General features: G+C 43.0%; 20 protein-coding genes. 17 read left to right on the top strand and 3 right to left on the bottom strand.

Annotated features, from left to right (window positions below):
• The first annotated feature begins 35 nt into the window (after nucleotides 1-35).
• The 7 genes from BQ5796_RS10230 to phoU all read left to right on the top strand — a co-directional run bounded on the left by BQ5796_RS10230 (nucleotide 36) and on the right by phoU (nucleotide 8,221).
• Nucleotides 36-1,256, top strand: a complete 1,221-nt coding sequence (locus BQ5796_RS10230; RefSeq protein WP_071461259.1) for an MFS transporter — start codon at nucleotides 36-38, stop codon at nucleotides 1,254-1,256.
• 178 nt (nucleotides 1,257-1,434) lie between these two features.
• On the top strand, nucleotides 1,435-3,549 hold the full coding sequence (locus tag BQ5796_RS10225) for a penicillin-binding transpeptidase domain-containing protein (protein ID WP_234969380.1): 2,115 nt from the start codon (nucleotides 1,435-1,437) through the stop codon (nucleotides 3,547-3,549).
• A gap of 192 nt (nucleotides 3,550-3,741) precedes the next feature.
• A complete protein-coding gene (locus tag BQ5796_RS10220) occupies nucleotides 3,742-4,707 on the top strand; it encodes a PstS family phosphate ABC transporter substrate-binding protein (protein WP_071460137.1) in 966 nt (321 codons plus the stop codon).
• 133 nt (nucleotides 4,708-4,840) lie between these two features.
• Entirely contained in the window at nucleotides 4,841-5,782 is a 942-nt protein-coding gene (gene pstC, locus BQ5796_RS10215) for a phosphate ABC transporter permease subunit PstC (protein WP_071461258.1), read from the top strand.
• A gap of 1 nt (nucleotide 5,783) precedes the next feature.
• Nucleotides 5,784-6,668: a phosphate ABC transporter permease PstA gene (pstA, locus tag BQ5796_RS10210; protein WP_071460136.1), complete on the top strand. Its 885-nt coding sequence runs from the start codon at nucleotides 5,784-5,786 to the stop codon at nucleotides 6,666-6,668.
• Nucleotides 6,669-6,731: 63 nt separating this feature from the next.
• Nucleotides 6,732-7,520, top strand: coding sequence for a phosphate ABC transporter ATP-binding protein PstB (pstB, locus tag BQ5796_RS10205; RefSeq protein ID WP_234969379.1), 789 nt, complete (start codon nucleotides 6,732-6,734; stop codon nucleotides 7,518-7,520).
• Nucleotides 7,521-7,561: 41 nt separating this feature from the next.
• The gene (phoU, locus tag BQ5796_RS10200) at nucleotides 7,562-8,221 is read left to right on the top strand and encodes a phosphate signaling complex protein PhoU (protein WP_071460134.1); all 660 of its coding nucleotides are present in this window, start codon (nucleotides 7,562-7,564) and stop codon (nucleotides 8,219-8,221) included.
• 59 nt (nucleotides 8,222-8,280) lie between these two features.
• Here phoU and BQ5796_RS17675 read toward each other — a convergent pair whose 3' ends face one another.
• Together BQ5796_RS17675 and BQ5796_RS10190 are read right to left on the bottom strand one after the other, a co-directional pair.
• On the bottom strand, nucleotides 8,281-8,814 hold the full coding sequence (locus BQ5796_RS17675; protein WP_071460133.1) for a hypothetical protein: 534 nt from the start codon (nucleotides 8,812-8,814) through the stop codon (nucleotides 8,281-8,283).
• Nucleotides 8,814-9,185, bottom strand: coding sequence for a hypothetical protein (locus BQ5796_RS10190; RefSeq protein ID WP_234969330.1), 372 nt, complete (start codon nucleotides 9,183-9,185; stop codon nucleotides 8,814-8,816). Before BQ5796_RS10190 ends, BQ5796_RS17675 begins: the two co-directional genes overlap by 1 nt.
• A 328-nt stretch (nucleotides 9,186-9,513) precedes the next feature.
• On the opposite strand from BQ5796_RS10190, the gene BQ5796_RS10185 reads away from it, so the two are divergent.
• The 7 genes from BQ5796_RS10185 to BQ5796_RS10155 all read left to right on the top strand — a co-directional run bounded on the left by BQ5796_RS10185 (nucleotide 9,514) and on the right by BQ5796_RS10155 (nucleotide 14,287).
• Nucleotides 9,514-10,119: a hypothetical protein gene (locus BQ5796_RS10185; protein ID WP_071460131.1), complete on the top strand. Its 606-nt coding sequence runs from the start codon at nucleotides 9,514-9,516 to the stop codon at nucleotides 10,117-10,119.
• Between the two features lie 88 nt (nucleotides 10,120-10,207).
• Entirely contained in the window at nucleotides 10,208-10,357 is a 150-nt protein-coding gene (gene rpmG, locus BQ5796_RS10180; RefSeq protein ID WP_071460130.1) for a 50S ribosomal protein L33, read from the top strand.
• Between the two features lie 68 nt (nucleotides 10,358-10,425).
• Nucleotides 10,426-10,992 carry a 5-formyltetrahydrofolate cyclo-ligase gene (locus tag BQ5796_RS10175; protein ID WP_346190292.1) on the top strand — a complete coding sequence of 189 codons (567 nt, stop codon included), beginning with the start codon at nucleotides 10,426-10,428 and terminating at the stop codon, nucleotides 10,990-10,992.
• The gene (locus BQ5796_RS10170) at nucleotides 10,982-11,776 is read left to right on the top strand and encodes a DUF92 domain-containing protein (protein ID WP_071460129.1); all 795 of its coding nucleotides are present in this window, start codon (nucleotides 10,982-10,984) and stop codon (nucleotides 11,774-11,776) included. Before BQ5796_RS10175 ends, BQ5796_RS10170 begins: the two co-directional genes overlap by 11 nt.
• Before the next feature lie 34 nt (nucleotides 11,777-11,810).
• A complete protein-coding gene (locus tag BQ5796_RS10165; protein ID WP_071460128.1) occupies nucleotides 11,811-12,761 on the top strand; it encodes an L-lactate dehydrogenase in 951 nt (316 codons plus the stop codon).
• A gap of 79 nt (nucleotides 12,762-12,840) precedes the next feature.
• Nucleotides 12,841-13,038 (top strand): hypothetical protein, encoded by a 198-nt coding sequence (locus BQ5796_RS10160; protein WP_071460127.1) that lies wholly within the window; start codon nucleotides 12,841-12,843, stop codon nucleotides 13,036-13,038.
• A 133-nt stretch (nucleotides 13,039-13,171) separates the two neighbouring features.
• Nucleotides 13,172-14,287, top strand: coding sequence for a rhomboid family intramembrane serine protease (locus BQ5796_RS10155; RefSeq protein ID WP_071460126.1), 1,116 nt, complete (start codon nucleotides 13,172-13,174; stop codon nucleotides 14,285-14,287).
• Here the strand turns inward: BQ5796_RS10155 and BQ5796_RS10150 are convergent.
• A complete protein-coding gene (locus tag BQ5796_RS10150; RefSeq protein ID WP_071460125.1) occupies nucleotides 14,277-15,152 on the bottom strand; it encodes a hypothetical protein in 876 nt (291 codons plus the stop codon). The two genes, BQ5796_RS10155 and BQ5796_RS10150, sit on opposite strands and share 11 nt — an antisense overlap.
• Nucleotides 15,153-15,300: 148 nt before the next feature.
• On the opposite strand from BQ5796_RS10150, the gene BQ5796_RS10145 reads away from it, so the two are divergent.
• From BQ5796_RS10145 to BQ5796_RS10135, 3 genes are all read left to right on the top strand, one after another.
• Entirely contained in the window at nucleotides 15,301-16,761 is a 1,461-nt protein-coding gene (locus tag BQ5796_RS10145; protein WP_071461256.1) for a spore germination protein, read from the top strand.
• Between the two features lie 93 nt (nucleotides 16,762-16,854).
• A complete protein-coding gene (locus BQ5796_RS10140; RefSeq protein ID WP_071460124.1) occupies nucleotides 16,855-17,058 on the top strand; it encodes a YqgQ family protein in 204 nt (67 codons plus the stop codon).
• Between the two features lie 21 nt (nucleotides 17,059-17,079).
• A complete protein-coding gene (locus BQ5796_RS10135) occupies nucleotides 17,080-18,057 on the top strand; it encodes an ROK family glucokinase (protein ID WP_071460123.1) in 978 nt (325 codons plus the stop codon).
• Nucleotides 18,058-18,186: the final 129 nt, after the last annotated feature.

The raw sequence follows: 18,186 nt of genomic DNA, 5'->3' as shown, positions 1-18,186 counted from the left end.
GAAACTACCCCATGAGAAAAGGGGAGTCGACCATTATGCTGAAAATGCAAAAACTGCTCGGAGAAATAGAATTTACAAAGGATCTCGGACTGTTGCTCTTCATAGGCGGGCTTTATTCATTAAGCGTAGCCTTATCGAATACTTTCGTGAACATCTATTTATGGAAGCAGTCTGGCGAGTTCATCGACCTTGGGCTATACAATCTGGCTGTTGTGGTTCTGCAGCCTTTGACCTTTATTCTTGCTGGAAGGTGGGCCAAGAAAATTGATCGTGTCATCGTCCTTAGAATCGGTGTCATCTTTTTGGCGATGTTTTACATGGCCGTCCTCTTTTTTGGAACAAAGGCCTCAGAATTTCTTCTGTTTCTTGGAGCGCTTTTAGGAATAGGCTATGGCTTTTATTGGTTGGCATTCAATGTGCTGACATTTGAAATAACCGAACCAGAGACTAGAGATTTTTTTAATGGCTTCCTTGGGATTCTTTCTTCTCTTGGAGGAATGGTAGGACCATTTGCTTCAGGATTCATTATTTCAAGGCTGGAGAAATTCACAGGCTATACGGTTGTTTTTGGGCTGTCCCTGCTGCTTTTTTCCGCAGCAGTATTCTTAAGCTTTTCCCTTAAACGCCGCCCCGCTAACGGAAGGTATGTGTTTTTAGAAGTGGTAGGCGAACGGAAAAAGGATTTCAATTGGAGGATGGTAACAAACGCCCACTTTTTCCAAGGGATAAGGGAAGGGACATTTGTCTTTATTATTTCTGTCTTCGTCTTCCTGGCAAAGGGAAGTGAGATGGCGCTAGGCATGTTCGGATTGATTAATTCAGGCATCGCCTTTGTATCCTACTACCTTGCATCGCGATTGTTAAAAAAAGAGTATCGGAAAAAGGCCATACTTATAGGGGGAATCATCCTTTATCTGGCTATTTTTTTGATCGTTTTTGAACCGTCTTACACCAACCTGTTGATTTATGCAGCAGTCATTGCCGTCGGATACCCCTTACTTCTAGTTCCATATATGTCGCTTACATATGATGTAATCGGAAGAGGAAGGAATGCAGCAGAAATGCGAATTGAATATATTGTCGTACGGGAAATTTTCCTTAATTGTGGGAGAATTATTTCTATTTTACTCTTCCTTATCAGCGTAAAGTTTTTCAACCAAGAGAAGAGTATTCCCATTCTCCTCTTAGTCGTAGGCAGCGGCCATATGCTTATTTACTTGTTTATCAGAAGAATTCGTCTTGTTCCAATTTCTTGAACCTGCATATCTCGCTATGAAGTGAAAAATAAACCAAAGAGGATTCATGATGGAAATATGCCTTCTTTTCCTTTAAAATAGCAGTTAGTGAACTTTTATTTGCAAAGCAAGAGAAGGGTGAGGGGAAGCCTTGAATACAAAAAAGAAAAAGAAAGCACTGGTGCCTTTCAGGCTGAATATGCTTTTCTTTATTGTTTTCGTTCTTTTTTCCATGCTTGTGTTAAGGCTTGGAATTGTACAAATTGTATATGGTGAAGACTTTAAAAGGGAAATCGAGCGGACTGAGGACGTTACGGTGAACAATCCTGTTCCGCGTGGTAAAATGTATGATCGGAACAAAAAAGTCATTGTCGACAATATCCCGAATGATGCCATCACCTATACTCGGAGCCAGACGACAAAGGCAGAGGACATGCTGAAAGTTGCTGAAAAGCTGGCAAGCATGATAGAAATGGATACAGAAAAGGTCCGGGAGCGCGACAAGAAGGATTACTGGATTTTGCGCCACTCAAAGGAAGCAGAGAAAAAAATCACCAAAAAAGAAATGCAGCAGTTTCAAGCTAAAAAGCTTGACGATAAAGATCTCTATCAATTGCAGCTCGACAGGATTACAAAGGATGAATTAAATTTCTCTCCTGAGGAGCTTGAAATTCTCGCAATTTATCGGGAATTCAACAGCGGTTATGCACTGACACCACAAATCGTCAAAAAGCATGTTACACCGCAGGAACTCGCTGCAGTGAATGAAAATCTCGACGAGCTTCCGGGCGTTGATACAACAACAGACTGGGAACGCCATTATGCTTTCGATAAGACGCTGAAAACCGTCCTTGGGAAAGTGACAGATTCGGATGAAGGTTTGCCGAAAGAACGTCTCGACTATTATCGTTCAAGGGATTACAGCCGAAACGATCGCGTTGGCAAGAGCTATTTGGAAATGCAGTACGAGGATGTACTCCACGGACAAAAGGCAAAAGTAAAGAATAAGACAGACAAGGCGGGAAATGTTCTCGATACAGTTGTCGTTTCTGAAGGTGCACGCGGCAAGGATTTAGTGCTGTCCATCGATATGGACCTTCAGCTTGCTGTCGAAAAAATCATTGAAGAAGAATTAATGAGAGCAAAGCAAAATCGAGCCACTGGCCTTCTTGACAGGGCGTTTGTCGTTTTGATGGACCCGCATACCGGAGAAGTGCTGACAATGGCCGGAAAACGCTTGGAACGTAATCAGGAAACCGGTAGAACTGAAATGCAGGACTTCGCATTGGGTAATATCACTACCTCCTATAACGTTGGTTCTACTGTCAAGGGTGCGACGATTTTAACAGGGCTTAAAACTGGTGCAATTTCAACTGGAACCGTTTTTTACGACACACCAATCTTGATAAAGGGTACACCACCTAAGAAGTCATGGCGAGCAGGGTTAGGTAGCTTAAACCCTGTTGGTGCTTTGAAGGTTTCCTCCAACGTTTATATGTTCCGGACAGCGATTAATGTCGGCAAAGGAAATTATGTTCCGCAGCAGACGCTCTCTTTGAGCGATGATGTATTTGACGTTTTCCGCAATTCATTTTCGCAGTTTGGCCTTGGCGTCAAGACAGGAATTGATCTGCCGAACGAAATGTTTGGCTTTAAAGGAAATGAAAATGTTCCAGAAAGAAGTGGTCTTCTCCTTGACTATTCTATCGGGCAGTTTGATACATATACGCCGATGCAATTGGCGCAATATGCTGCAACAATTGCCAATGGCGGCAGCCGTATTCAGCCGAGAATGGTAAAAGAAATTCGCGAGCCGAAGCTTGACAGCAATGAAGTCGGCCCTGTACTGCAATCCTTCGAACCTAATGTACTGAACAAAGTGGACGTAACGCCAGAATGGATGGCCACCGTACATGAAGGTTTTAGGCAAGTCATGCAATCGCCAGGAGGAACAGCTTACGGTTCATTCGGCAATGCGCCATACAGACCTGCCGGGAAGACAGGTACAGCACAGGCATTTTATGATGGGCCACTTCGCAAAAATTATAGCGCTCCGCCGCAAACAATGAATCTTAGCTTGATCGGATATGCGCCTTATGACAATCCGGAAGTAGCAATGTCTGTCATGGTGCCGTGGGCGTATGAAAGCAATACGGGACATCATGCAAACAACGATATTGGCCGGCGCGTTCTCGATGCTTATTTTGAGCTTAAGAAAAAGCGTGCGGAAGAAAACATGAATCCCATCAAGCCGGATCAGCAAGTAGAAGAGAAAAAAGAGGGCGATGAGCTTCGAGAGGAAATCTCGCAATAACAAAATAAGCTTCGATTAGAGCTGCCAATTACTGGCGGCTCTTTTTTTATGTAAACTATGCAGTATTTTCTCTAATTAACAAAAATATCAGCCATTTACAAAAGCTTAACATTGCGTTTATACCTTATTAAAACTTGGGCGTTATTCTTTAGTTGTAGGACAAACAACCACAACTTTAGGGGGAATTGAGGAATGAAGCGTTCTAAAAAGTTTAGCCTGCTGGCGTTGCTTGCAGCAATTATGGTGTTTACAGCTGCTTGCGGCAATGACAAGCAAGCTAAAGGGGAAGGCGGAAACGATAAGGCTGAACTAGAAGGCAGTGTCGTCATTGACGGATCAGGGACTGTCTACCCATTTATGGCAAAAATGGCTGAAAACTATATGACAAACGAGCAAGAAGGTGTCTCTGTGGAAGTAAGCCGCGCAGGTACATCTGCTGGTTTTAAAAAGTTTCTTGTTGAAGACGGCACAGACTTCAACAACGCATCGCGTGAAATAAAAGACGAAGAAAAAGCGGAAGCAGAAAAATTGAAAATTGATCCGCTTGAAATGAAAGTAGCACTTGATGGTCTGACATTCGTTGTCAATAAAGACAATGACTGGGCAGAGGAGCTTACGCAGCAAGAAATCGTTGATATCTTCCTTGCAGAAAAAGGTAAGAAAAATTGGTCTGATGTTCGTACAGACTTCCCGAACGAGCCTATCAAGACATACGGCCCTAATGAAAACCACGGAACATATGAGTTCATGTTTGAAAACATTCTTGAAGAAAAAGAAATGGTAGAAGGAATCAATCTTCAGCAAGATTATTCCACGCTTGTAGACCTTGTTTCAAAGGATAAAAACGCCATTGCTTTCTTTGGATATGGCTACTATGCAAGCAATAAAGATAAGGTGAAAGCGGTGAAGATAGACTTTGGCAAAGGTCCTGTAGAACCAAAAGTTGAGACGATTGCTGAAGATGGAGATTATGCACCATTTACACGCCCTGTCTTCACTTATTTGAACAAAGGTATGGCCAAAGAAAAAGCGCAGGTTCTTGACTATGCTATCTACACAATGAACAATTCGCAGGAAGTAGCGAAAGAAACCGGGTTTGCACCGCTTCCTGACGAAGATATCAAAGCAACAGTAGAAGAACTAGAAGGCCTTAAATAACGCAAATGCTTTAATACGGCACAAGCTGCGAGAGATGAGAGGAGATTCCTTCTCATCTTCTTGCGTGTGTTTACCAGAATAATAGCACCTTGGATATGATGTGAAAGGGGTTTTACAAGTGGAAAAAACCGTTATGCCAGAAAAAGGGGCCGGTTTGAATGTCAGGGGTATGATTGAAGAAAAAAGGAAATCTGCAAGTATAAGGACAATAGTTGAAAAGCTCGTTCCTCGAATCCTTTTTGGAATTGCAGCAGTTTCCGTCTTTACGACCGTTGGTATTCTGCTAACGCTTCTAACGGAGACAGTCACATTTTTTGATCGTGTGCCCTTCCTTGATTTCTTTACGGGAACAAAATTGAAGCCTCTTGGAGAAGAGGCGGTATTTGGAGTACTGCCGCTATTAACAGGGACAATCTTGTCATCAGCGATTGCTATGGCTGTGGCAATTCCCATTGGTCTCATGACTGCTATTTTTCTAAGCGAGTATGCTTCGGATAAAGTAAGGAAAACACTGAAACCAATGCTGGAAATCCTGGCCGGAATTCCGACCATCGTATACGGTTTCTTTGCCTTTACTTTCGTAACTCCGCTCCTCAGGTCTTTCATTCCTGGTCTTGAACCAACGAATATCTTGAGTCCTGGTATCGTAATGGGTATCATGATTATCCCAATGGTTGCTTCACTCTCTGAAGATGCTATGAGTGCTGTGCCGAATTCGATGAGGGAGGGAGCACTTGCTCTTGGTTCTACGAAGCTTGAAGTGACATGGAAAGTCGTGATTCCAGCAGCAATTTCGGGTATCATTGCATCGTTTGTGCTTGGGATTTCCCGGGCAATCGGTGAAACAATGATTGTTGCAATTGCAAGCGGAAGCTCGAAAAATTTCACGTTTGATGTGACTCAGTCGCTTCAGACAATGACAGGCTATATCGTTGAGGTAACCGGCGGAGAAGCAGCAGCAGGGACAACCCTTTACTACAGTCTTTACGCTGTGGCGATGACGCTTTTTGTCTTCACGCTAATCATGAACCTTATAGCCCAGTATATTTCCCGTAAATTCAGGGAGGAATATTAACATGAAATATGTGGATGCTGCTGTAGTACAGAAGAAAATGGGATCAAGGCTTTTTGCAAATAAATTTGCTAAAAGTATGTTTTTCGCTTCTACATTATTTGGCTTAGTTGTACTGCTTATCCTAATCTATCGTGTATTCGCTCAAAGCATGGGCTGGATTGATGTGGATTTTTTGTTCAATAAACTATCCACAGACCCTGAAAATGCCGGCATCATGGGAGCTATTCTCGGAACACTTTGGTTAATGGCTGTCGTTGCACCGATTACGCTAGTGTTGGGAGTCGGCACAGCAATATACCTTGAGGAATATGCAAGAAAAGGTCGAGTTCAAAGGTTTATTCAAACGAATATAACCAATCTTGCAGGTGTACCTTCCGTTGTATTTGGAATACTTGGATTAACTGTATTTGCAAGGGCCCTGGATCTCGGATCTGTCGTATTGGCCGGAGGTCTGACAATGGCGCTTCTCGTCTTGCCGGTCGTTGTCGTGGCAAGTCAAGAAGCAATTAGAGCGGTTCCGCAATTTTTGCGCGAAGCGTCTTTCGGAATGGGAGCGACAAAATGGCAGACAATCAAAAACGTTGTCCTGCCTGCATCACTTCCAGGCATTCTGACAGGAGTCATACTAGCACTCTCAAGAGCAATTGGTGAAACTGCTCCGCTCGTTGTTCTCGGTATCCCAGCATTGTTGATTCCACTGCCTGATGGTGTGTTTGACAGGTTCACCATTCTGCCTGTGCAGGTTTATTATTGGACAACAGACTCAGCATTGGTGGCGGAGTATGCGAACCTTGCGGCAGCGACGATTGTTATCTTGCTGCTTGTTCTCTTCTTGATGAATTCAGTGGCGATTTTAATCCGAAACAAATTCCAAAAACGATATTAAACGAAGGAAAATAGGGAGGAATTCGAGATGGCGGTATTGACTGTGGCGGAGACGAAACACAGGATGGAAGTGCAAGAAAAAATGGGGCAGGCAGAAAAGACGGTTGTTTACGGAACGAAGGATTTGAACCTTTGGTACGGAGCGGATCAAGCATTGAAGAATATCAATCTCGATGTTTATGAAAACGAAGTAACAGCAATCATCGGGCCGTCCGGCTGCGGCAAGTCTACGTATATTAAAACCTTGAACAGGATGGTGGAACTGATTCCAGTAGTTAAGGTTTCAGGCGAAATCCTTTATAGAGAACGCAATATCCTTGATAAGTCTTATAAGGTGGAAGAATTGAGGACAAATGTTGGAATGGTTTTCCAGAAGCCGAATCCATTTCCAAAGTCCATTTTTGAAAACGTGGCATACGGCCCAAAGATTCATGGAATCCGGGACAAGAAAATTTTAAATGAAATCGTGGAGAAGAGCCTAAGAGGAGCAGCAATCTGGGATGAAGTCAAAGACAGGCTGAACGAGAATGCTTATGGACTATCAGGCGGACAGCAACAGCGTCTTTGCATTGCCAGAGCGCTTGCAATCGAGCCGGATGTCATTCTGATGGATGAACCTACCTCTGCTCTTGATCCAATTTCCACATTGAAGGTAGAAGAACTGGTGCAGGAACTGAAGAAGGATATCAGCATCATTATTGTAACGCATAATATGCAACAAGCTGCGCGTATTTCCGACAAAACGGCGTTTTTCCTTAATGGGGAAGTTGTGGAGTACGCAAATACGAACAAAATTTTCTCCACCCCTTCGGATAAGCGTACCGAGGATTACATCACCGGCCGTTTCGGGTGATGTGCGAATAGACTAGTTTCACGACAGAGAGGGGTATCGGTATGGTTGTAAGGGAGAAATTTCACGATGATTTAAAGGATCTTCAATCAAAAATAATGGAGCTCGGGAGTCTGGCATCTATTCAGTTGACCAAATCTTTAGATGCGCTTGAAAATCGCGATGTAGAACTTGCGTTAAAGATTATGGACGATGATATTAAAGTCGACATGCTGGAAGAGGATATCAATGACTGTGCTATTCTTCTCATCGCCAAGCAGCAGCCCGTTGCGGTCGATTTGAGAAGAATTATTGTAGCAATTAAAATCGCAACAGATATCGAAAGAATCGCGGATTTTGGTGTGAATATCGCTAAGTCCGCCATCAGGATTGGCAATGAACCACTTGTCAAGCCAATTGAGCATATTAAAGAGATGCATAGGCAGTCACTGGAGATGCTACGTCTTACTCTTGAAGCTTTCTATGAAGAAGATGTGGCAAAAGCCAAAATGGTAGCGGAAATGGATGACCGTGTCGATGCACTGTATGGCCAGGTAATCCGCGATTTGCTGGAATTGAACCAAGCAAACCCTGGCCATCTTTCGCAAATCACCCAGCTATCTTTCATTTGCCGCTATCTAGAACGTGCAGCGGACCATACGACGAATATTGCGGAAAGCATCTTTTACCTTGTAAAAGGAAAAAGATATGATTTGAATAATTAAGAGAAAAAGGAGGCATCTGGAAAAGGTTGATTTCTTCACCCTTTCCAGATGTCTCCTTTTTAATCATTTTTTGTGATAACCTTGGATATTTTGTTGAAGTCCATTTTGGAATCCAATGTGTATCTCCCAATTTGAATATCTGTATGGAAATCGTTGTCGATGAGATACTTTTCAAATTCTCCTGAGTCTTTGATTATTTTATTTTCTTTGAGCAGGGATGAGATTTCTCCAGGGCTCATTCCTTTTGTAATATTCAATGTGAATTTCTTTACTTCATTTTCTTTTGCTGCTTTTTCTTTCTCAAGTTGTGCTGCTTGTTCTTTTTCAGCTTTCTCTTTTTGGTCTGCGTCTTTGCCTTTAGGTTGCTTTTTAGAAGGTGTGGGCTGCTTTTCTGCAGTTTTGCTTTCGAGTTCAGCCAATTGTGATTGAGAGAGTACAGAATAGCCTTCTTTCTTCAACAGTTGCTTTGCGTCTGCCACTGTCGGTTTAGTGCGTTCCTCTTCGGCAGGCTGGGTAAAGTACTGAGCTGGCCAGACAATGAGAAGTGTGAACAGGATGCCAAGGGCAAACATTCTTGCTGTTTGCTTATTCATTATGCTTGCCCCCGTTCTGAGAATTCACGCAGTATTTGGGACACTTCCTCTGTAGTAAGGGATGATTGGAGCGCTATTTGCTCCAAGCTCTTTCCTTGCTTTCTGAGTGACCAGACTTGATTCTTTATAATGCTGTTTATCTCGTTGGTTCCGCTGCCTTTCTGCTGTTTTGCGTTCATGATTTCGGGGACGACAAGCAATTCCTCTTCAAGCACTTTCATTTTCTTTTTCATCTGGAACAATTCCTGAGCCTGCTGTATCGTCAGTTGATCGATTTCTTCACGAATTTCCCCGTATGGTTCTTTCAAGAAAAAGGAAAGGATAAATAGGACAACTGCAAGGACGAGCAGGCCAACCATTATATATGTCACTTTCATACCTCCAAGCAGATTTTTCGTACCAATCTATTCTAACATTTTATTCGACAAGTTTCGATTCGTATTTTGTACCTAATGTTTATAGGTCTTTAAGCCTATTTATTGTGTTATGAACCTTTTCAGCCTGTCGAAAAAAAGAAAATCTACTAGAGGACATAGGCGGAAGTGAGCAAAAAAAAACCTTCATACGCCAATGTGCGATAGTTGGTCAGATTCCGACAAAATGCGTTTATTGTGGAAGGAAAGGACGGATGCTAACATTAATATATAAACTTTTCAGTCAGTTCCCATGGAGTTCTTCATAAAAAAAGGATAAAAGGTGATGAAAATGACAATGACTTTAAATATGCTTAGCATAGCCGATCAGCCGCACGTCCTAGCTGATAAAGGTTTTCCTACGATGATTCCTTGTATTTGGCATAATGGAAATTTGCATTGGGTTTTGGAGAACAATTTCTATATTCGAGAGGCAGGAGTTTCTATACAATACGAAAAGGTCGAAATGCTGCCGGATGTCAATTTCTATGAGATTATCATTTCTGGGGAGAGTAATATGGGAATGAGCGGAAAGCTGATTATCATGCATAGGCACAAGCTGCTTGGGAATAAAGGGTTTGCATTCCTGTCACCTGCTGAAAACGTAATTTTTCACTTAGACAATCAATTTGTTTACCTTGTTGACAGCGATGATAGTACGGGAAGAATCCGGCAGAGCACGGTTCTGCCTTGGTCAATAGTCAAGAAAGGTAATATTTGGGGAACTAAACAGCAAGAAAGTCTCCTATATCAACCGCTGGGGCAAGGTGATGTTGCTAGTTTACAGGTATTTGACTTCAACTTTAAGGAGGAGCACCCAGTAATCTTTCATACTTGGTGTACCCGAGGAAAGGATAAGGATTCATTACTTAAAATCAATCGAAGCTTTTAAAAAACGGACTAGCATTTCCAATTGAAAAGTGATATTATAGAAAAGTCGTATGAACGAACTCAGTTTGATTAGTTTGGAGGGATAACATATGCGTGTGAACATTACTTTGGCTTGCACAGAATGCGGAGATCGTAACTATATCTCCAAAAAAAATAAACGTAACAATCCAGACCGTCTTGAGCTTAAGAAATATTGCCCAAGAGAAAAACGTGCAACACAACATCGTGAAACAAAATAAAACAGCTCGGGGAATTTTTCCCGGCTGTTTTTTTGTTATGCTTAAACAATCTGAAGGAGGGGATACTCTTGGAAAAGAATCAGTTGCGAAAAAAGATGGGAACGATGTTAAAAAGCTTGAACCGAGAAGAGTATGAGGCAAAGTCAGCAATGATAGCGAAAAATCTTTTTGCCAGCAATCAATGGAGAGAAGCCGAGACGGTTGGAATTACAGTTTCTAGATTCCCAGAAGTAGATACATATAGAATAATCGAGGAAGCTTGGGAAAGCGGCAAGATAGTTGCAGTCCCTAAATGCATACCATCAACGAAAACGATGGTTTTTCGCAGGCTGGATACTTTTGATGCGCTAGAAAAAGTATATTTCGGCCTTTGGGAGCCGATTGTTTCCGAAACGATGGAAATCGCTTCAACAGAAATCGATTTGATGATAGTACCTGGACTCGCTTATACACCGGAAGGTTTTCGCTTAGGTTTTGGCGGAGGGTACTATGATAGGTATTTAGATCAATTTGAGGGGGAAACTGTCTCCCTTTCTTTCGCCATTCAAGTGCTCCCTGAGGTGCCTCTTGAACATCATGACTTAAAAATTGGAAGAATCATTACCGAACGAGGAATGATTCTTCGTGGAGAGTGATTTGCTTTATGCTTTTAGTTTTGTCATAGCCGCAGCGTTGGCTGCTTATTGCTTTTCCTTTTTGACAATTTCCGGTATGGCTGCGAGCATGGTTGTCGGTCTGTTGTCTGCATGGGGATTAGGCTTCCGAGGAATATTGGTTATGGGATTCTTCTTTATCAGTTCAAGCCTCCTCTCGAAGGTTAAAGACAATAATGACCGCAGTAATACTGCGAAGACTATCCTTGAAAAAGGCTCGACAAGAGATTGGAAACAAGTGTTGGCGAATGGAGGCTTAGCGGCTGCGCTTGGAGCATGTGCTGCAGTATCAGGAAACGAAATATGGATAGTGGCATATTGCATTTCGCTAGCAAGCGCAACGTCTGATACATGGGCCTCCGAAATTGGCCCGATGGGGAAGGGTGATCCTGTATCTCTCGGAGGACTTCAACGAGTGCCGTCTGGGACATCCGGTGCCGTCTCCCTTATAGGGACAGTCGCATCCTTTGCAGGTGCGGTATGCATTGCCATCCTAGCTGCCTGTATTTTTAAATTGAATGCCTTTGCTGTAATTATTATTGTTATATTTGGCTTTGCAGGCTCGCTGATAGATACAATCATCGGAGCCTATTGGCAATCGTTGTATCAGTGTGAAATTTGCGGTATTAGGACGGAAAAAGCTGTACACTGCGGCAGGCGAACAAAGCTTTCAAAAGGGAAGCCTTGGCTTGATAATGATGGAGTTAATTTTCTCTCCGGCTTTATTGCCGTTGTTTTGGGTATCATGATAATGAAAGTTATTTGAATGAAAAATTCCGCTTTAATAGGAGGAGTTGTCAATGAAAGGTAAAGTAAATCGAGTTGTATTGGTAGGAACAGGCTTTGTGGGATCAAGCTATGCATTTGCCCTTCTTAACCAACGTGTAACAGAAGAACTGGTCCTCGTTGATTTAAATAAGGAAAAATCAGAAGGCGACGCAATGGACTTGAACCACGGTATGCCATTTGCTCCTTCTCCAACGAAAATATGGTTCGGAAGCTATGCTGATTGCAAGGATGCCGACCTTGTCGTCCTTTGTGCAGGTGCTAACCAGAAGCCGGGAGAAACGAGGTTGGACCTTGTTGAAAAGAATACCCGTATTTTCAGAGGTATCGTTGGCGAAGTAATGACCAGCGGTTTTGATGGTATATTTCTCGTTGCGACCAATCCTGTTGACATTCTTACATACGCGGTCTGGAAGTTCTCAGGGCTTCCAAAGGAGAGAGTCATTGGTTCAGGAACCATTTTGGACACAGCAAGACTTAGATTCCTTCTGGGAAATTATTTTGAAGTGGATACGCGGAATGTCCATGCTTATATCATTGGAGAACATGGTGACACGGAGCTTCCTGTGTGGAGTCACGCGGATATTGGTGGTAAGCTCATCTCGGAAATCATGGAAGAAAAGGACGGTTATAAGGAAGAAGAACTGGAAGAGATTTTTACAAATGTACGAGATGCGGCATATCACATCATACAGCGAAAAGGAGCAACTTATTATGGAATAGCGATGGGTCTTGTAAGGCTGACGAAAGCAATCCTCCATAATGAAAACTCCATTTTGACCGTTTCTGCTTACTTGGATGGAGAATACGGCCATAACGATATTTACATCGGGGTTCCTGCAATAGTAAATCGAAACGGAATCAGAGAAGTAATGGAATTGACGCTAAATGAAAAAGAAAAGCAGCAGTTTGAACACTCCGTCGATGTCTTGAAAAAAATTAAGGATCCTTTTTTTAAAGAATAGCATTGCATTCGTCTTGAGAGTGAGTGAGGTATGGATAAAAAACCCCTCTTCATTGAAGAATATGGAGGGAGGGATGAAAATGAAGAAAAAGTCTTTTACATTACTGCTCCTTTTCTTTGCAGGATACGGATTATACAGCAACCGATTCCGAGTTTTGAACAGCCTTCTTGGAAACCCTGGAATAAGGCGAGTGGCTGTTAGCTATCTTATGGGGGTACCATGGGCTAGAAAGAAAATGATGAGTCCACTGTTTCGTGGTCCTGAAGAGTGGAGATGAAGAACGGGCTGCCATGAAATAGGCAGCCCGTTTTTTTGGGATTATTACAGTGAGAAAATTTCCCCTTCCCGGTGCTTAGTTTATAATAATGGATATTAAGTATGAGGACACCTGCAAGGAAGGTAGGGGGAAAATGGCGGGAAGAGAAGATTATCGTTTTCGGAAAACTGCTCAAAGTAGCTTGATCGAATCGACGTTGAACGAAGCGCAGGCAAAAGTTAGGGAAGAGGCTGCAGAGCCTGTGAAAAAGCCTAGGTTTACCTACCTGTTTATCGGAATTTCCATTCTTGTCTTTCTTTTGATGACAGGTTCTGGAGGAAGCACCAATCCAGAAACGTTGATTTCCTTTGGGGCGAAGTCAAACATTCATATTCTATTGGGGGAGTGGTGGAGGTTCCTCACCCCGGTGTTTATCCATATCGGAGTACTCCACCTGTTGATGAACTGTATAGCTCTTTTCTATATTGGGCCAGTCGTTGAACAAATTTTTGGTCGTATTCGCTATTTTTTCATCTTTCTTTTCGCTGGGTTTGCTGGAGTTCTAGGAAGCTTCCTTTATAGTCCCGTACTCTCCGCTGGAGCAAGCGGTGCGATTATGGGCTGTTTCGGTGCATTATTATATTTCGGCTTGAAGAATAGAGAGTTGTTCTTTAGATCAATAGGTCCGAGTCTCCTCTCGGTTCTTGTTGTGAACCTTGCTTTTGGGTTTACCGTACAAGGAGTGGATAATGCTGGCCATATCGGCGGTCTATTGGGCGGTTTTGCTGCAGCAGCTATTGTTGGTTTTCCTGGTATTCTGAAACGGAATAAGCAGCTTGTGTTCTTGATTGCGACTATTAGTGCAGTGATAGGGTTTCTTTCATATGGCAACGTTAAGAGTATGGAGCTGGTAGATAAGAAAAGCTTGCTATGGTACGTCCAAGATAAAATCAAACAGGGAAAGTACGCCGACGGTGAGAAAGTTATGAAAAATTACATAAAAATACAAGGAGCCTCACCTGAAACATTATTTCTTCTCTCCATTACGGAAAAAGAATTAAACAAGCATGAAGAGGCCAAATCGCATTTACAAAAGGTACTGGAACTCGACCCAGAATTTCACGAAGCTTTCTACCTTCTTGGAAATCTCTACTTAGAAGAACAGAACATACCGAGAGCAATGGAATATGCAGAGATAGCGGTTAAGCTTCAGCCCCGAAAAGCAGAGTACCAAAAACTAGTAGAGTATATAGATTCTTTCAGCCGGTAAGCTGTTTAAGATAAATCAATTCCCCATCCTTAGTTTCAAAAACTAAATAAAGAACGTTTCCTGTTTTCGATAACAGGATAATAGGAACGGTACTGCCTACAGGACTCACGATCGTGCCGTTCTGTTTTTTTATTCCTAGATAATAGTTTTTGTAGATTCCTTCCCAAAGTCTCCCGATTGCATCCCTTGTCTGCCTTTTATTAAGCCCTGGAAAAGTCTGGTCGCGGTAGGCAGGTAAACCGGTTAATGCAATGCTCTCGTAATTTTGAGGCTCTATGTTCAAAGATGCTGCTGCTTTTCGTACTGTAGAGGAAGAGACAAGACCAACAGCGCGATTCAAGATGCTTTGCCATTCTTTTTCTTCAGCAGAGGAAGGGGTTTGAAACCCAATTGCGTTTGTAGAAGGGCTTATTAGCACATATAGCGTATCATTAGTAAGCTTTTGCGCGCTCGAAATAGTATCGTCGTTCCGATGGATTTCTGAATAATGAAAGGTTATCGCTTCGTACAATGCATTTTCATTTTCTTTCAGGTTTTTTAACTGGTAGAGCGTTTCTGCATTGGTCTTCCATTTTCCCATTCCGTCTGTCAACCTTCCATTTTTGAAAAGAAGGCTTATATCCTGCCTCAGGTAGGCCTTTTGATTGAGTGTTGAGAAAGCCTTCCATTCCACAGCATAGCTTTCACTGGCAGAGATTTTCGCTAAAGAAAGGCTGGTGTCTGCAGAAGTATAGGTTGCGGCTGGGTCGGGTGGGAAAAAGGTGAACGTTTCCTTTGCATCCTGCTTGTTAAATGCAATAACGGTGACAGCGGCAACGCAGGCAGTAAAAATCCAGCATAGCAACCGAAAATAGGAAACTTGCATTTATCATTCCTTCTCTCGTGAGTCTTCTGATTCTTAATGAAAATATATGCAAGCCATCTCGGGTACATACCAAGATGTATGATAAGCCGCGGGAATGTCTATGATGGAAGAAGAAATGGAGTTGAAGACGGTTAAATTGAGGTGGATCATGGATTCTTCTATTAAAAATCCTGTTGAGGAAAACCTGAAGAAAAATGTCGATTTTCTTAGGGAAGCTCTAGGAGTAGGAAAAAGCTTTGATATTGTACAAGTGGATGCTGAATATGCAGGAAGAGAAATGGCAATGTTCCTTGTTGATGGTTTTGCTAAAGATGACATTCTTCTGCATTTAATGAAGCTTTTAGCAAAGTTGGAAAAGGACAAGCTTCAGCCAGATGTGTTAAAGAAACTGCTAAAAACGTATTTGCCATATGTGGAAGTTGAGACATCTGATGATTTAGATAAGGTAGCCGATACCGTACTGGCAGGACCAACTGCGCTCGTGGTGGATGGAATAAAGGAAATCATCCTCATCGATGCACGCACATACCCTGTCAGAGGACCCGAAGAGCCTGATACGGAAAGGGTGGTCAGGGGAGCGCGCGATGGTTTTGTAGAGACAATCGTGTTTAATACTGCGCTTACGCGGCGGCGTATAAGGGACAGGACGCTGCGTATGGAGTATCTTCAAGTTGGAAGAAGATCAAAAACAGATATCGTGGTCTGCTACATAGAGGATATTGCTGATCCGGATATGGTAGAACAGACGAAGAAATCCTTGAGAAAAATTGATACGGACGGCCTTCCGATGGCGGAAAAAACGATTGAAGAATTTATTTCCGGAAGACACTGGAATCCTTTCCCTGTAGTTCGTTATACAGAGCGGCCTGATACTGCTGCTGTTCACCTTTATGAAGGTCATATATGCATTTTTGTTGATGGTTCACCAAGCGTGATCATCACACCTGCTACTTTCTGGCATCATCTACAACATGCAGAAGAGTATCGCAATAAGCCGCTAGTTGGAGCCTACTTGCGGATGGTAAGGTTTCTTGCGGTATGGGCATCAATTTTTGTACTCCCTCTTTGGTATTTATTTGCGGCACACCCTGAGATGCTGCCAAAAACCCTTTCTTACATCGGTCCGAATGATCCAGGGCATATTCCGCTGTTCCTGCAATTTCTAATTATAGAATTAGGAATTGATGTTCTTCGAATGGCGGCTATCCATACGCCTACCTCGCTAGCGACAGCATTGGGCCTTATAGCTGCGCTGATGATTGGCCAGGTCTCAGTTGAAGTAGGGTTATTAACGAATGAGGTAATCCTGTATCTTGCTGTAGCAGCAATTGGCACATTTGCAACCCCTAGCTATGAGCTTGGATTGGCAAATAGACTCACAAGAATCGCGTTGCTCTCAGTGACTGCTTTGTTCGGGCTTTTTGGTTATGTTGTTGGTATCACGGGATTTTTTCTATTGCTAGTATGTATGAAAACTTTCGGAATTCCGTATCTCTGGCCGTTCCTTCCATTCAACTATCGTTCATTCCGGGACGTTATCATTAGAGCGCCTATTCCTCTTAAGAACAAACGTCCGCCGGTACTAAGGCCTCAGGATCCCGACCGTTGACTAGAGCTATTCTGTACTTGAGAGCGGGAAGGCTATCGATTATACTTAATCCGAGAAGCAATGAATTAAGGAGTCAGAGCTGAGGGAGATTACATGAAAACGATTTACGATGTACAGCAATTCCTGAAAAGGTTCGGAACAATCATCTATGTTGGTGATAGGGTTGCCGACCTCGAATTAATGGAAGACGAACTTAAGGAGCTCCACCAGTCGCAGCTCATCGAGACGAGGGAATTCCAGACTGCATTATTGCTGCTTAGGCATACAATTAGGCTTGAGAGAGAAAAAAGAGAGTAACTGGGATAGGGTGAAAAGAGGATGGAGGATAAATTACTAGTTGGTGTTGATCTCGGTGGTACGAGCATCAAGCTGGCCGTACTAGATTGGGAAGGGCGGATCCTACTCCAATGGGAAGTTTTGACCGATAAAGAGCACGAAGGCAGGGACATTCCTGTACAGATTGCTCAATCTATCCATAACAAATTGGAAGAGACAGGACTGGAAAAGAACAGGATTGTGGGGATAGGGGTTGGAGCTCCAGGTCCTGCTGATCCGGAGACAGGTGTTATATCGGAGGCGGTCAATCTCGGCTGGAAAAGTGCTTTTCCCCTTGGATCGATATTAATGGAGACGCTGTCGCTTCCAGTATTAGTTGATAACGACGCAAACTGTGCAGCACTTGGCGAGATGTGGAGAGGAGCTGGGAAAGGTGCTCTTGACCTAGTCTGTGTGACGCTTGGGACAGGCGTAGGCGGCGGTGTCATTACTGGAGGGAAAATTGTTCATGGAAAGGGCGGCGCTGCTGGAGAAATTGGTCATATCATTTCGCTGCCGGATGGAGGGGCGCCGTGTAATTGTGGAAAAAACGGTTGTCTTGAAACGATTGCTTCTGCAACAGGAGTGGTTAGGCTTGCACATGAACTTCTCTTGAAAAACGATCAGGTTTGTGAGCTTTCGGAAATATTTGAAGATAGAGGGTTTGTAACAGCAAAGGATGTTTTCGACGCGGCAAGGAACAAAGACGCTTTAGCAGCTATAGTAGTGGAGAAAGTTTCCTTTCATTTAGGGATTGCACTTGCTAATATTGCAAATACGCTTAATCCTGATAAGATAGTCATCGGGGGAGGCGTTTCGAGGGCAGGAGATATCCTGTTTGCCCCGTTAAGGGATCATTTTACTCGATATGCCTTTCCGAGAGTGGCACGCTCGACGGCGCTATCACCAGCAATGCTCGGCAATGATGCTGGTGTAATCGGGGCGGGAATGCTGATTCGTGAGCAATTATCGAATTTATAAGATTGTTTTGTGGTTTAAAAGGGTACCCTAGGCCTATTGGTATTTTGGGTAGCCCTTTTTTTAATGGAATGTTGCTGTTGCTTTTTTTCCAAACACCTTATTGGAGAAATTTGGCCATGCCTGAAACCT

Origin of the sequence: Bacillus massilinigeriensis, assembly GCF_900111815.1 — a bacterium.
Taxonomy (GTDB): domain Bacteria; phylum Bacillota; class Bacilli; order Bacillales; family Cytobacillaceae; genus Mesobacillus_C; species Mesobacillus_C mediterraneensis.
The sequence above is the reverse complement of the archived record's forward strand: the minus strand, read 5'-3'. Positions and strand labels throughout refer to the sequence as shown.